Source organism: Pseudomonas sp. FP198, assembly GCF_030687895.1.
Lineage (GTDB): Bacteria > Pseudomonadota > Gammaproteobacteria > Pseudomonadales > Pseudomonadaceae > Aquipseudomonas.
Window position 1 is genome coordinate 620,119 of record NZ_CP117452.1, and the last position, 12,382, is coordinate 632,500.

The following is a 12,382-nucleotide window of genomic DNA, read 5'->3' on the forward strand; positions in this document are numbered from 1 at the left end:
TCGATGCCTCCAGCCATTGCCTTCACGGTTGAAAGCGGCCTGCAGGCCGAACAGGATCTGCTGGCCAGCGTATGCGCCGGTGACGCTGAATCCGGCTTGCTGTTCTGGCAGCCCAGCGATCGTGCCCTGGTGATGCCGCGTCGCTTGAGTCGCCTGCCAGGTTTTGAACTTGCCTGTGAGGTATCGGCCGCAAGCGGCTGGCCGGTGCTGCTGCGTGAAACCGGTGGCGAGCCAGTGCCTCAGTCGGGCGCTACGGTCAATATCGCGCTGGTCTATGCGCCACCGCGAAGTGAAGGTGACCATGGCCGGATCGAGACTGCTTATCGGCGTCTGTGCGATCCGATCTGCCAGTTGCTCGATGAGCTGGGCGGGGTGGCTTCCCTCGGTGAAGTGGAGGGCGCGTTTTGCGATGGGCGCTTCAACGTCAATCTGGACGGCCGGAAAATGGTCGGTACCGCCCAGCGCTGGCGGCAGAGCAAGGGCGGCCAGAGGCCGGTGGGCCTGGTGCATGGCGCCCTATTGCTGGAGGACGAGCGCGAGTCCATGGTTGCGGCGGTCAATCGGTTCAACGAGGCGTGTGGCCTGGAGCAGCGTGTGCGTGCCGAGAGCCACATCGCCCTGCATGAGAAATTCCCGGCGCCTCATGCGCTGGAACGGCTCGAGGCGCTCTACCGGGAACTGTTGAGTAGCTTCTAGCGCGTCCCGAACACGACCATGGTCTTGCCTTTGACGCTGACCAGGTTGCGCTCTTCCAGGTCCTTGAGCACGCGTCCGACCATCTCTCGGGAGCAGCCAACGATGCGGCCGATTTCCTGACGAGTCACTTTGATCTGCATACCATCCGGATGGGTCATGGCGTCGGGCTGCTTGCACAGTTCCAACAGGCAGCGGGCGACGCGGCCGGTCACATCGAAGAACGCCAGGTCACCGACTTTGCGGGTGGTATTGCGCAGACGCTGTGCGATTTGTCCGCTGAGGGCGTAAAGAATGTCCGGATCCTGCTGCGACAGCTCTCGAAATTTGCCATAGCTGATTTCCGCCACTTCACATTCGACCTTGGCTCGCACCCAGGCACTGCGCTCCTGCTCCTTGCCCGCCTGCTCGAACAATCCCAGTTCGCCGAAAAAATCCCCGGAGTTGAGGTAGGCGATGATCATTTCCCGGCCGTCGTCGTCCTCGATCAGGATAGTGACGGAGCCCTTGATGATGAAAAACAGCGTATCGGAGCGGTCGCCTGCGCAAATGATGTTGTGCTTGGCGGGGTAGCGGCGACGCTGGCAATGCATCAAGAGTTTGTCGAGGTTCTTGATCTTGGACGTGGGAGTAATGGCAACCATGGTTGTATCCCGAAAGACTGCGCGGTGTGGTGGTTTGGTTTTGTGGGTTAGGGCGAAGGGTTATCGCCAAAAGCTGGCCATACGCCAGCGAGATGGCGCAGCTTAACAGAGGCATCCGTAATAGATTCGAGAATTTACCTACAGGCGCCGGCGTAAGAGGCTTCAGGCATCCCGCTGCCATCAACGGACGCTGTGCTAAGCTGGCGCCCCCTTTTTTTGAACAGTGGAGTCTTGGCGATGAAGGCACGCATCCAATGGGCTGGCGAAGCCATGTTCCTCGGTGAATCAGGCAGTGGTCATGTGGTCGTCATGGACGGCCCACCGGATGCCGGCGGTCGGAACCTGGGTGTCCGGCCAATGGAAATGCTCTTGCTCGGTGTCGGCGGCTGCAGCAACTTCGATGTGGTCAGCATTCTCAAGAAGTCTCGCCAGGCCGTCGAAAGTTGCGAAGCGTTCCTTGAAGCCGAGCGCGCGACAGAGGATCCGAAAGTGTTTACCAAGATCCACATGCACTTCGTGGTGAAAGGCCGTGGACTGAAGGAAGCCCAGGTCAAGCGCGCCATTGAGCTGTCCGCCGAGAAATACTGCTCGGCCTCGATCATGCTCGGTGCCGCCGGTGTTGAAATCACTCATGATTATGAAATCATCGAGTTGGGTTGAATCGACATCCAACCATCACAAATGCAGTGCAAGCTCTGGCGGTCAGAAGCCGACATCTGCATAATGCGCCACTTTTTTCAGGGCAATGATCGGCTCGCGGGCTGATCCATTGCCTGGACAGACAACCAAAATCGCCATCGCGAAGAGGTGTTAACCGTCCTACGCAGGTGCGTCGTTCGCATCTGACGGGCATGCTTGATCACGCGGCCGGGCCGCAATACACAGAGAGTTTTCAAACGGTGAAAAGCAAACTCAAGCTCCATGGGTTCAATAACCTGACAAAGACCTTGAGCTTCAACATCTATGACATCTGCTATGCGGAAACCCCGCAAGACCAGCAGGCCTACGTCGAGTACATCAATAAAGAGTACAACGCCAAGCGCCTCACGCAGATCCTCACGGAAGTTGTCGATATCATTGGTGCCAACATCCTGAACATCGCCAGTCAGGACTATGAACCCCAAGGCGCCAGCGTGACCATTCTGATTTCGGAAGAGCCGGTGACACCGACCGACAGCCAGATCGAAGAGTCCCCGGGCCCGTTGCCTGAAATTATCCTGGCCCACCTCGACAAGAGCCACATCACGGTACATACCTATCCGGAGATCCATCCGGTGGACGGTATCGCAACGTTCCGAGTGGACATCGATGTGTCGACCTGTGGCGTCATTTCACCGCTCAAGGCACTCAACTTCCTCATTCACCAGTTCGATTCCGACATCGTGACCGTGGATTACCGTGTGCGTGGCTTCACACGGGATGTGGAGGGCCACAAGCACTTCATCGATCACGAGATCAATTCGATCCAGAACTATCTCTCCGAAGACACCCGCGACGCGTACCAGATGACCGACGTGAACGTGTACCAGGAAAACCTGTTCCACACCAAGATGCTGCTCAAGGACTTCGAGCTGGATAACTACCTGTTCGGTGATGCCACCAGCAACCTGTCGGTTGAGCAGCGTGGCCAGGTGGAAGAGCGTGTGAAGCACGAGATGCTGGAGATTTTCTACGCGCGCAACATGCCGCGCTGAAGGTCAAGGCTACAAAAAAAGGCGACTACCTGCGCGGTAGTCGCCTTTTTCAGTTCTGGGAGCCCGATATGTCTGTGGGACAGGCTCCGTATCGCGGTCAGATCCGATAGGTGCTCTTGGTCATGACCTTCGCCAACAGGCTCATGCCGAATTTCACCGGAGCCGGGAAACGAAACCCCCCCGCATCGAGTGCGCTTTCGGCATGCTGTTCTTCATCCTTGCGCATCTGTTCAAGAATCGCCCGGGACTTTTCATCTTCGGCCGGCAACTGCTCCAGGTGCTCATTCAGGTGCTTGCACACTTGATGTTCGGTTGCCGCGACGAAGCCCAGGCTGACCTTGTCGCTGATCAGTCCGGCCACCGCGCCGATGCCGAATGACATCCCGTAGAACAACGGATTCAGGACGCTGGTATGGCTACCCAATTGGCGAATGCGCTGCTCGCACCAGACCAGATGGTCGACTTCTTCTTCGGCGGCATGCTCCATCGCCTCGCGCACCTGCGGCAATCTCGCCGTCAGCGCCTGGCCCTGGTACAGAGCCTGGGCGCAAACCTCACCGGTATGGTTGATGCGCATCAGGCCCGCGACATGGCGAGTCTCTTCGTCACTCATCTGTACGTCCGGCTGCACGATTGCCGGCGACGGACGGTACGGCTGGCCACTGAAGGGCAGTAGCGTGCGCATCGCGGTATCGGCTTGCAGCAGCAGGCGGTCAATGGGCGAGTAGTGACGTTGGGTAGTCATGCTTACCTCCGGGAAAAATCACGGCAGACAGTTTAACCCAATCGGCCGCTGAAGATTTGCGCTGGGTCAGCGGTATCAACCCGGTGGCCAGTTCATCTGGCGCTGCCCCAGCACGTGCATATGAATGTGATAGACGGTCTGCCCGCCAAGTTCATTGCAGTTCATCACCACGCGGAAGCCTTCCTCACAGCCCAGTTCAAGCGCCAGGCGCTGGGCGGTAAACAGGATATGTCCGGCCAACCCTTTGTCTTCCTCGGTCAGGTCATTGAGGGTGCGGATCGGTTTTTTCGGAATCACCAGGAAATGCACTGGAGCCTGGGGGGCGATGTCGTGAAAAGCCAGAACCTGATCGTCTTCATAAATGATCCTGGCCGGAATTTCCCGGTTGATGATCTTGGTAAACAGAGTGTCCACGGCTGCTGCTCCGTTGGGTTGTTTGAGGCGAGTGTATTGAAGGCTCGGTTGGCAAGCCCGGGTTTTACCATCCGGAAATCTAGCGTGGACAGTAGGCTTTATTGAACATGCCGCTAAGAATTCGCACCAGCCAGCGCGGCCCGAATCGGGGCAGGGCGGCGATCCAGCGATTGCGGCTTCCTGGAATGATAATGGCCCGGTCCCTGTCCAGCGCGCGGACAGCGTACAGCGCAACCTCTTCAGGGCTCATCAGCTTCTTATCGTCGCTGGGCTTCTCGTCCCGTTGCCACCCGGCGAAAAAACCGGTGCGGGTCGGGCCAGGGCAAAGTACCGAGACTTTGATCGCGCATTTTTTCAGCTCGATTCGCAGGGCTTCGGAAAAGTGCAATACGTAAGCTTTGCTGGCGTGGTAGGTGCTCATCCAGGGGCCCGGCTGGAACGCGGCAATCGACGCGACGTTGAGGATCTGGCCGCCCCCATGCAGCGCCATGCTGTTGCCCACGGCGTGACAGAGGCGGGTCAGGGCCAGGATGTTCACTTCGATGAGGTCCTGCTCGGTCATCCAGTCCTGGCCCAGGAACGGGCCGAAGGTGCCGATGCCGGCGCAGTTGACCAGCAGGTCGATCTGGCGTTCGCCTTCTTCCAGTTCCAGCAGGAAACCTGAAAGCCGCAAGGGCTCACTCAGGTCGCAAGCCCGGAACAATACTTCCACGCCAAATCGCTGGGTCAGTTCGATCGCAATACTTTCCAGCCGATCACGCTGTCGCGCCACGAGTATCAGGTTGCGCCCGCGCCGGGCCAGTGCTTCAGCCAGGGCCAGGCCGATTCCGCTGGAAGCGCCAGTGATCAGGGCGTAACGGGTCATGCAGTTCTCCATCGCAACAGCCCGCCGCCAGTGGACTGGGCTGTCACTGGCATGAAGCGGGCCTATTGTTCCTCTTCTTCTTCGTAGTCTACAGAAGGCGAGGCGGGCTCGGCTGCATCAACGGCTGGTTCTTCGCTGGTCTGGTCACTGTATTCGCTGCTTTCGTAGCTGCTCGAGGCACCGCTATCGAAGTCCTCCTGAAGAGCACCGAAGATGCCGGCGAAGGTGGCCACGAAAATCAGGACGATCATCACCAGCCAAAGCGACGCCAGCAGCTTGACCGCCGTGGTATTGCGCGGCGGTGGTGGGCCGTACTGGTTGGCGCCGGTATTGCCTGGGGCAATGATGAGAATGAACGGGAAGATGCTGCCCACGAAGGGCACGAGGTTGATCAGCCACAACCACCCCGACCAGCCAAGATCGTGCAGACGCTGGACGTTGAACTGGATGCTCACGAACGCGAAGGCAAGCACGACGACTACAGCGATCAGACCACCGACGACCAACCCCGCTATCGAGTCGGAAGCGAGCAGCCAGTTCGTGGCGACCCAGAAGCCCAGGCCTACCAACGGCAGCATGGCCAGGGTCAGGACCATGGTCCAGGCCAGGTAGCGCAGGCGTCCGATACGTCCCTCGAAGCTGAAGGGTTTGAGCGTGGCGTACTCGGCGAACGTTTCACCCACTGCTGCCCGTGGAGGCGCATAAGGAGAAACAGGATCGATCACGGAGTCCGGCTGGCGGCCGCCCGGCTGCTCCTGGATTTCGCCGAGATTGAGCTGGATGGACGGTTCGGCTTCGATTCGTGCATCGATGCCGCTTTTATGAAGCGCGTCCAGGTACTGTTGCGCTTCATTCTGGGACAGGTTGTTCTTGAGGGACACCTTGCGACCGCTGAACAGTCGTTCAATGGCGCTCACATCACTTTTGAACAGTTCGGCGAGGTTGAGCTTGGCGGTAGTGGTATCTACGCCTGGCAGCAGGGCCCCGTCGAATACGATGTTGAAACGGTTTTCGCTCATGCCTGGCATCCTTGTCTTTCTGGTTGGTTTATTGTGGGTTCAGCGCGGCCACTGGCCGCCAAGTTGTGTCGCTAGGGCTTGCGCCTGCCGGTATTCTTCATCCAGGCGTGCGATCAATTGATCGACACCGGGCAAATCATTGATGTCACCTACGCCCTGGCCGGCGGACCAAACGGTCTTCCAGGCCTTGGCTTCATCATTGAGCGGTTTGAGTTTCGCCCCCGCATCCGCCACGCCCTTGCCTTGCAGAACAGCCAGGTCGAAGCCGGCGCTTTCCAGGCTCTGGCGCATGAAACTGGCCGGCACCCCGGACACTGCGGGAGTATGCACGATGTCCGCGGCTCTGGATGTGAGCAACATCTCTTTATAAGCGTCGGACGCATGACTTTCCGTCGTGCCGATAAAACGTGTTCCGAAGTAGGCCAGATCCGCGCCAAGCAATTGCGCAGCCAGAATCTGATGGCCGTGGTTAAGGCATCCTGCAAGCAACAGGGTTTTATCGAAGAACTGCCGGATTTCAGCAATCAGTGCGAATGGGCTCCAGGTTCCTGCGTGCCCACCCGCACCGGCCGCAACGGCAATCAAACCGTCGACGCCCGCTTCGGCGGCTTTTTCGGCATGGCGGCGAGTGGTCACGTCGTGAAATACCAGGCCGCCGTAGCCATGAACCGCGTCTACCAACTCCTTTACCGCGCCCAGGCTGGTGATGACGATCGGCACCTTGTGCTCGATGCAGATTGCCAGGTCGGCCTGGAGTCGTGGATTGCTGTGATGGACGATCAGATTGACTGCGTAGGGCGCCGGCTTTTCCAAGGTCGCCAAGCCTGCTTCGATTTCCTCCAGCCACGCCTTGAAGCCGCTGCTTTCACGTTGGTTCAACGCCGGGAAACTCCCGACGACACCGTTGCGGCAGCAGGCCAGTACCAGCTGCGGATTGGAAATGAGGAACATCGGTGCAACCACGACCGGCAGCCGCAGACGTTGTTCAAGCAGAGCGGGCAGCGACATTGGAGGTCCCTCTGATCAATGGATGCGGTTGGAATTAGAACGGCCGGACCACGACCAGAATTACAATAGCCAGCAATATCACGACCGGCACTTCATTGAACCAGCGATAAAAGACATGACTGCGGGTATTTTCGCCACGGGCGAAGCGCTTCACTTGGGCACCGCACATATGGTGATAGCCGATCAGCAAGACGACCAGGGTCAGCTTTGCGTGCATCCAGCCGCCTTGGGTGAAGTAGGCGCTGGCATTGAGGCTGAGCAAGCCGATGCCGAACACCAGCGTGGCGATCATCGCCGGGCCCATGATGCCGCGATACAACTTGCGTTCCATGATGGAGAAGCGTTCCTTGCTGACGCTGTCTTCGCTTTGAGCGTGGTAGACGAACAGTCGAGGCAGGTAGAACAGGCCGGCAAACCAGCAGACCATGCTGACAATGTGGAGCGCTTTGAGCCATAGATAGAGCATTTTTGATTATTCCCAGGTTCACGGTAGCCTCGATAGTAGAGGTTAGCGCGGCCACACGTCACCTTGGCGGTTGTCGCAGCGCTGCGGGCGCCCTATCATCGACGGCTTTCCAGTGGTTCGTTGAGGGCAGGTTCATGGTCAAGGTCGGTATCGTCGGCGGCACGGGTTACACCGGTGTCGAACTGCTGCGTCTGTTGGCACAGCATCCGCAAGCTGAGGTGGTGGTCATTACCTCCCGATCCGAGGCCGGCCTGGCCGTCGCCGACATGTATCCGAACTTGCGTGGCCATTACGACGGCCTGGCGTTCAGCGTTCCTGACGTCAAGACCCTCGGGGCCTGCGATGTGGTGTTTTTCGCCACCCCCCATGGTGTCGCCCACGCTCTGGCGGGTGAGCTGCTGGCGGCGGGAACCAAGGTTATCGACCTGTCGGCAGACTTCCGCCTGCAGGACGCAGACGAATGGGCCAAGTGGTACGGTCAGCCCCACGGCGCACCGGAACTGCTGGACGAGGCGGTCTATGGCTTGCCGGAAGTCAATCGTGAAAAAATCAGGCAGGCACGGCTGATCGCGGTGCCCGGTTGCTATCCGACCGCGACGCAGTTGGGATTCCTGCCGTTGCTGGAGGCCGGTCTCGCCGATGCGTCGCGCTTGATCGCCGACTGCAAGTCGGGCGTCAGCGGCGCCGGTCGAGGTGCCAGCGTTGGCTCGTTGTACTCCGAAACATCGGAGAGCATGAAGGCCTACGCGGTCAAGGGGCATCGTCATTTGCCGGAGATTCGCCAAGGGTTGCGTCGCGCGGCAGGCAAGGACGTAGGCCTGACGTTCGTGCCGCATCTGACGCCCATGATCCGTGGTATCCATTCCACCCTCTACGCCACCGTGACCGATCGCTCCGTGGATCTGCAGGCACTGTTCGAAAAGCGTTACGCCGATGAGCCGTTTGTCGACGTGATGCCGGCTGGCAGCCATCCGGAAACCCGCAGTGTCCGCGGCGCGAACGTATGCCGGATCGCTGTGCATCGCCCGCAGGATGGCGACCTGGTCGTGGTCTTGTCGGTAATCGACAACCTGGTCAAGGGCGCTTCCGGCCAAGCGGTACAGAACCTGAACATCCTCTTCGGGCTCGATGAGCGGCTGGGCCTGTCCCACGCGGGGATGCTGCCTTAAATTATCAGATGCAGGCGGTAAGCTACGAGCCCGCGGCTTACAGCTTGCGGCTAGCAGCTGCTGCGCAAATAGTTGACCAATTTTGTCGGAGAAGCGGATAATGCCCGCCATCACGCATTATGGCGGCGTAAGCGCCGGGAGATATTCAGCATGAGCGTCGAAACCTTCACCCCCACGGCTTTGCAATTCACCCACGGTGCCGCGCACAAGGTGAAGAGCCTGGTCGATGAAGAGGGCAATGATCGTTTGAAGCTGCGCGTGTTCGTGACGGGCGGCGGTTGTTCAGGTTTTCAGTACGGCTTCACTTTCGATGAGGAAGTGGCCGAGGATGACACCATCGTCGAGCGCGAAGGCGTCAGCCTGGTGGTCGACCCGATGAGCTTCCAGTACCTGGCGGGTGCCGAGGTGGATTATCAGGAAGGCCTGGAAGGGTCGCGCTTCGTGATCAAGAATCCTAACGCCACCACGACTTGTGGGTGCGGTTCTTCGTTTTCGATCTGATCGCTTCAATAAAACGCCGCAGAGCCTTACGGCCTGCGGCGTTTTTTTGTTCGCGATTATTGATCTCAGGCCGGATAAATGGCGCCGAGTACGCGCAGGCCACGGGCACCAGTGACACTTGGACGGTTGCCTGGAATACCCTCAAGGCAGCAATGGGCGAGCCAGGCAAAGGCCATGGCTTCAACCCAATCCGGGTCCACGCCGTACACTGCCGTACTGCTGACTTTGGTAGCCGGTAGCAAGTCAGCCAGGCGCTTCATGAGTGTCTGGTTGTGTGCGCCGCCGCCGCAGACCAGCAGCTCCTGCGTGTTCGGCTGGGCATGCCGGAGTGATTCGACGATGGTCAGGGCAGTCAGTTCAAGCAATGTCGCCTGCACATCTTCAGGGGCGAAGGCCGGCAATTGCGATAGATGACGGGTCAGCCAGGACAGGTTGAATACTTCTCGTCCGGTACTTTTCGGGCCCTTGGTTACAAAGAAAGGGTCTCCAAGCAACGTCTCGAGCAAAGTCGGCTCTACTTTTCCGCTGGCTGCCCATTGGCCGTCACGATCAAAAGGCTCGCCTCGCTCCTGGTGTATCCAGGCATCGAGCAATACGTTGCCTGGGCCGCAATCGAAACCTGATACGGGTTTTGCCCGCTCTATCAGGCTGAGATTGCTGAAGCCGCCGACATTCAGCACTGCACGAGGACCGACTCGTTCTTCGAACAATGCTTCGTGAAATGCCGGAACCAGAGGCGCCCCCTGTCCTCCGGCGGCGACATCACGGCTGCGGAAATCGCCGACAACGGTGATGCCGGTCAATTCGCTCAAGAGTGCCGGGTTACCGATCTGCACGGTAAATCCGCGGGCCGGTTCATGGCGAATGGTTTGGCCGTGGCTGCCAATCGCGGTGACGTCTTCGGGCTTGAGCTTCTGTTCGTCGAGTAAGGTATGGATACCCTGCGCGGCCAGCTTTACCCAGTTCTGCTGGGCAATGGCGGAGCGGGCAATCTCATCGGGCCCGCTGCTGCACAGTGCTAGCAACTCGGTGCGCAGGGGCGTGGGCATGGGTATGTAATGCGTGGCGATCAATTTGATCGCCGGGGCCAGTTCGATCAGCGCGATATCCAGGCCATCCAGGCTGGTCCCGGACATCACGCCGATATAGAGCGCCATGGCTTAGCGCTTGCTCGAAGCCAGCAGGGTGGCTTTCTCTTGATCCATGCGAGCCATCAGAGGCTGGCTCTGAGCCAGGAAACGGGCGCGCTCGGATTTCGCAATCGGATCGGCCATCGGCAGTTTCTGGCCGAGCGGATCGACGTGAACGCCGTTGACCTGGAATTCATAGTGCAAGTGCGGGCCGGTGGACAGGCCGGTCGTGCCAATGTAGCCAATAACCTGGCCTTGCTTGACGGAGCCGCCAGTCTTCACGCCCTTGGCGAAACCTTGCATGTGACCGTACAGCGTGCGGTAGGTATTGCCGTGCTGGATGATCACGGTATTGCCATAACCGCCACGACGGCCGGCCAGCAGTACCTTGCCATCGCCGGCAGCCTTGATGGGCGTGCCGCGCGGAGCTGCGTAGTCGACGCCTTTGTGGGCACGGATCTTGTTCAGGATCGGATGCTTGCGGCCTGCGGAAAACCTGGAGCTGATGCGGGCGAAGTCGACTGGAGTGCGGATAAACGCCTTGCGCATGCTGTTGCCGTCAGCGGTGTAGTAGCTGCTGTTGCCCTGCTTGTTGGTGTAGCGCACCGCCGTATAGGTCTTGCCGCGGTTGGTGAAGCGCGCGGAAAGGATCGGTCCGTTGCCGACGCTTTTCCCATTGACCACTTTCTGTTCGTAGATGACGTCGAACTCGTCGCCCTGGCGAATATCCTGGGCGAAATCGATGTCGTAACCAAACACGCTGGCCATGTCCATGGTCAGGCTGTGGGAAAGGCCGGCGCGGGCGGCCGACTGGGACAGCGAACTATTGATGACGCCGTGAACATAGGCGGAGCGCACGGTAGGTTTGGTGGTGACGCGGTTGAATACATAACCCTTTTCGTTTTTGGTCAGGGTGATGCTTTCCAGATCGCTCAGCTTGGTGTGCAGGTTGGTCAGCTGCCCGTCTGGATTGAGCTCGAATTCGAGTTTCTGGCCCCGTTGCAGTTGAGTGAACTGTTTGGCTTGCTTGTCGCTGGCCAGGATTTCATGGACTGAGGTTGAGGGCAGGCCAACCTTTTCGAAGAGGGTGGACAGTGTGTCGCCCTTGGCAACAATCACTTCGCGGTGGTCCGGTCCTTTCTTCTCTTCTGCAGCAGGAGCTTCTACCTGTGCAGTGGCGTTTGCAGTGTCTTCCGGGTTTTCTTCAATCTGGGCAAAAGGCGAGGCAGCCGGTTCGTTTGTGGCTTGAACGGCTTCGGCGGCGTCTTGTTCTTGTGTCAGTTGTTCAGCGGGACTTTCCAGTTCAAGACTCAGAGTCGTCTTTTTGGCTTCAACATCGCTGGAAGGAAATACCAGGAGCGCCAGGCTAAGGAGGGCGGCGATACCACTTGCGGCGAGCAGGTGGGTCTTTGGGTAAAGCGGCGGCGCTTTAGACGGTTCGGTGGTCATAGGTAATTTGACTTTTGAAAAGATGAATTGGAAAAGATGAATGACATGATGAAGATGAAATAACTGTATAAAATATAACCAAAACCCCTGCGAAGCAAGCCCGCGGACGCTCTGTCTATGGGATTGGCGTCCGTGTGCCTGGCAAACCTTGTATTTGGTGCGCGATCTTGTATGGTTGGGGCCCTTTGAATCTGAGCCTTGCGGGTCTGTTATGAAGTCGGTTGAAGAGCAGCTAGCGCTGATCAAACGTGGTGCGGAAGAACTGTTGGTCGAGTCCGAGCTGATCGAAAAGCTCAAGCGCGGGCAGCCGCTGCGTATCAAGGCCGGTTTCGATCCGACGGCGCCCGATCTGCACCTGGGCCACACCGTGCTTATTAATAAGCTGCGCCAGTTCCAGGATCTGGGGCATCAGGTCATCTTCCTTATAGGTGACTTCACCGGCATGATCGGTGACCCGAGCGGCAAGAGTGCTACGCGTCCTCCGCTGACCCGTGAGCAGGTTCTCGACAACGCCGAGACCTACAAGACCCAGGTTTTCAAGATTCTTGATCCGGCCAAGACCGAAGTGGCTTTCAACTCCACCTG

The 12,382-nt window shown here is 58.7% G+C and carries 15 protein-coding genes (1 of these 15 cut by a window edge); 6 read left to right on the forward strand and 9 right to left on the reverse strand.

The window, feature by feature from the left end; translation table 11 throughout:
* Positions 1–3 precede the first annotated feature (3 nt).
* Entirely contained in the window at positions 4–696 is a 693-nt protein-coding gene (locus tag PSH78_RS02880; protein ID WP_305498424.1) for a lipoate--protein ligase family protein, read from the forward strand.
* On the opposite strand, the gene crp is transcribed toward PSH78_RS02880, so the two are convergent.
* Positions 693–1,337, reverse strand: a complete 645-nt coding sequence (gene crp, locus PSH78_RS02885; protein WP_305498426.1) for a cAMP-activated global transcriptional regulator CRP — start codon at positions 1,335–1,337, stop codon at positions 693–695. The genes PSH78_RS02880 and crp overlap by 4 nt on opposite strands.
* Before the next feature lie 237 nt (positions 1,338–1,574).
* On the opposite strand from crp, the gene PSH78_RS02890 reads away from it, so the two are divergent.
* Both PSH78_RS02890 and speD read left to right on the forward strand, forming a co-directional pair.
* Entirely contained in the window at positions 1,575–1,997 is a 423-nt protein-coding gene (locus tag PSH78_RS02890) for an OsmC family protein (protein ID WP_008061600.1), read from the forward strand.
* A gap of 239 nt (positions 1,998–2,236) precedes the next feature.
* Positions 2,237–3,031: an adenosylmethionine decarboxylase gene (gene speD, locus PSH78_RS02895; RefSeq protein WP_305498428.1), complete on the forward strand. Its 795-nt coding sequence runs from the start codon at positions 2,237–2,239 to the stop codon at positions 3,029–3,031.
* Between the two features lie 97 nt (positions 3,032–3,128).
* On the opposite strand, the gene coq7 is transcribed toward speD, so the two are convergent.
* The 6 genes from coq7 to hemJ all read right to left on the reverse strand — a co-directional run bounded on the left by coq7 (position 3,129) and on the right by hemJ (position 7,548).
* Positions 3,129–3,776, reverse strand: coding sequence for a 2-polyprenyl-3-methyl-6-methoxy-1,4-benzoquinone monooxygenase (gene coq7 / locus PSH78_RS02900; protein ID WP_305498429.1), 648 nt, complete (start codon positions 3,774–3,776; stop codon positions 3,129–3,131).
* A 75-nt stretch (positions 3,777–3,851) separates the two neighbouring features.
* On the reverse strand, positions 3,852–4,190 hold the full coding sequence (locus PSH78_RS02905; protein ID WP_305498431.1) for a histidine triad nucleotide-binding protein: 339 nt from the start codon (positions 4,188–4,190) through the stop codon (positions 3,852–3,854).
* A 79-nt stretch (positions 4,191–4,269) separates the two neighbouring features.
* Complete coding sequence (locus tag PSH78_RS02910) at positions 4,270–5,055, reverse strand: SDR family oxidoreductase (RefSeq protein ID WP_305498432.1); 786 nt, start codon at positions 5,053–5,055, stop codon at positions 4,270–4,272.
* 62 nt (positions 5,056–5,117) lie between these two features.
* Positions 5,118–6,074: a DUF805 domain-containing protein gene (locus PSH78_RS02915; protein WP_305498433.1), complete on the reverse strand. Its 957-nt coding sequence runs from the start codon at positions 6,072–6,074 to the stop codon at positions 5,118–5,120.
* 39 nt (positions 6,075–6,113) lie between these two features.
* A complete protein-coding gene (locus PSH78_RS02920; protein ID WP_305498434.1) occupies positions 6,114–7,082 on the reverse strand; it encodes a nitronate monooxygenase family protein in 969 nt (322 codons plus the stop codon).
* A 34-nt stretch (positions 7,083–7,116) separates the two neighbouring features.
* Positions 7,117–7,548, reverse strand: a complete 432-nt coding sequence (gene hemJ, locus PSH78_RS02925) for a protoporphyrinogen oxidase HemJ (protein ID WP_305498435.1) — start codon at positions 7,546–7,548, stop codon at positions 7,117–7,119.
* 134 nt (positions 7,549–7,682) lie between these two features.
* Here hemJ and argC point away from each other — a divergent pair, with 134 nt between their 5' ends.
* Both argC and erpA read left to right on the forward strand, forming a co-directional pair.
* Positions 7,683–8,717 (forward strand): N-acetyl-gamma-glutamyl-phosphate reductase, encoded by a 1,035-nt coding sequence (argC, locus tag PSH78_RS02930; protein WP_305498436.1) that lies wholly within the window; start codon positions 7,683–7,685, stop codon positions 8,715–8,717.
* A 150-nt stretch (positions 8,718–8,867) separates the two neighbouring features.
* Positions 8,868–9,218 carry an iron-sulfur cluster insertion protein ErpA gene (gene erpA, locus PSH78_RS02935; protein ID WP_003177727.1) on the forward strand — a complete coding sequence of 117 codons (351 nt, stop codon included), beginning with the start codon at positions 8,868–8,870 and terminating at the stop codon, positions 9,216–9,218.
* A gap of 65 nt (positions 9,219–9,283) precedes the next feature.
* Here the strand turns inward: erpA and PSH78_RS02940 are convergent, their stop codons facing one another.
* Together PSH78_RS02940 and PSH78_RS02945 are read right to left on the reverse strand one after the other, a co-directional pair.
* Entirely contained in the window at positions 9,284–10,375 is a 1,092-nt protein-coding gene (locus PSH78_RS02940; protein ID WP_305498437.1) for an anhydro-N-acetylmuramic acid kinase, read from the reverse strand.
* 3 nt (positions 10,376–10,378) lie between these two features.
* Positions 10,379–11,797, reverse strand: coding sequence for a peptidoglycan DD-metalloendopeptidase family protein (locus PSH78_RS02945; protein WP_305501169.1), 1,419 nt, complete (start codon positions 11,795–11,797; stop codon positions 10,379–10,381).
* A gap of 211 nt (positions 11,798–12,008) precedes the next feature.
* On the opposite strand from PSH78_RS02945, the gene tyrS reads away from it, so the two are divergent.
* Positions 12,009–12,382, forward strand: the 5' end (the start) of a protein-coding gene (gene tyrS, locus PSH78_RS02950; RefSeq protein ID WP_305498438.1) for a tyrosine--tRNA ligase. Its footprint extends 826 nt past the window's final position; the window shows 374 of its 1,200 coding nt (coding positions 1–374); its start codon is at positions 12,009–12,011; its stop codon lies off the right edge, out of view.

What these genes read in the sequence shown, in the direction of transcription:
- PSH78_RS02890 (WP_008061600.1), top strand. Translation starts at nt 1,575, where the DNA reads ATGAAGGCACGCATCCAATGGGCTGGCGAAGCCATGTTCCTCGGTGAA.
- hemJ (WP_305498435.1), bottom strand. Translation starts at nt 7,548, where the DNA reads ATGCTCTATCTATGGCTCAAAGCGCTCCACATTGTCAGCATGGTCTGC.
- coq7 (WP_305498429.1), bottom strand. Translation starts at nt 3,776, where the DNA reads ATGACTACCCAACGTCACTACTCGCCCATTGACCGCCTGCTGCTGCAA.
- PSH78_RS02940 (WP_305498437.1), bottom strand. Translation starts at nt 10,375, where the DNA reads ATGGCGCTCTATATCGGCGTGATGTCCGGGACCAGCCTGGATGGCCTG.
- PSH78_RS02880 (WP_305498424.1), top strand. Translation starts at nt 4, where the DNA reads ATGCCTCCAGCCATTGCCTTCACGGTTGAAAGCGGCCTGCAGGCCGAA.
- PSH78_RS02915 (WP_305498433.1), bottom strand. Translation starts at nt 6,074, where the DNA reads ATGAGCGAAAACCGTTTCAACATCGTATTCGACGGGGCCCTGCTGCCA.
- PSH78_RS02910 (WP_305498432.1), bottom strand. Translation starts at nt 5,055, where the DNA reads ATGACCCGTTACGCCCTGATCACTGGCGCTTCCAGCGGAATCGGCCTG.
- crp (WP_305498426.1), bottom strand. Translation starts at nt 1,337, where the DNA reads ATGGTTGCCATTACTCCCACGTCCAAGATCAAGAACCTCGACAAACTC.
- PSH78_RS02920 (WP_305498434.1), bottom strand. Translation starts at nt 7,082, where the DNA reads ATGTCGCTGCCCGCTCTGCTTGAACAACGTCTGCGGCTGCCGGTCGTG.
- erpA (WP_003177727.1), top strand. Translation starts at nt 8,868, where the DNA reads ATGAGCGTCGAAACCTTCACCCCCACGGCTTTGCAATTCACCCACGGT.
- PSH78_RS02945 (WP_305501169.1), bottom strand. Translation starts at nt 11,797, where the DNA reads ATGACCACCGAACCGTCTAAAGCGCCGCCGCTTTACCCAAAGACCCAC.
- argC (WP_305498436.1), top strand. Translation starts at nt 7,683, where the DNA reads ATGGTCAAGGTCGGTATCGTCGGCGGCACGGGTTACACCGGTGTCGAA.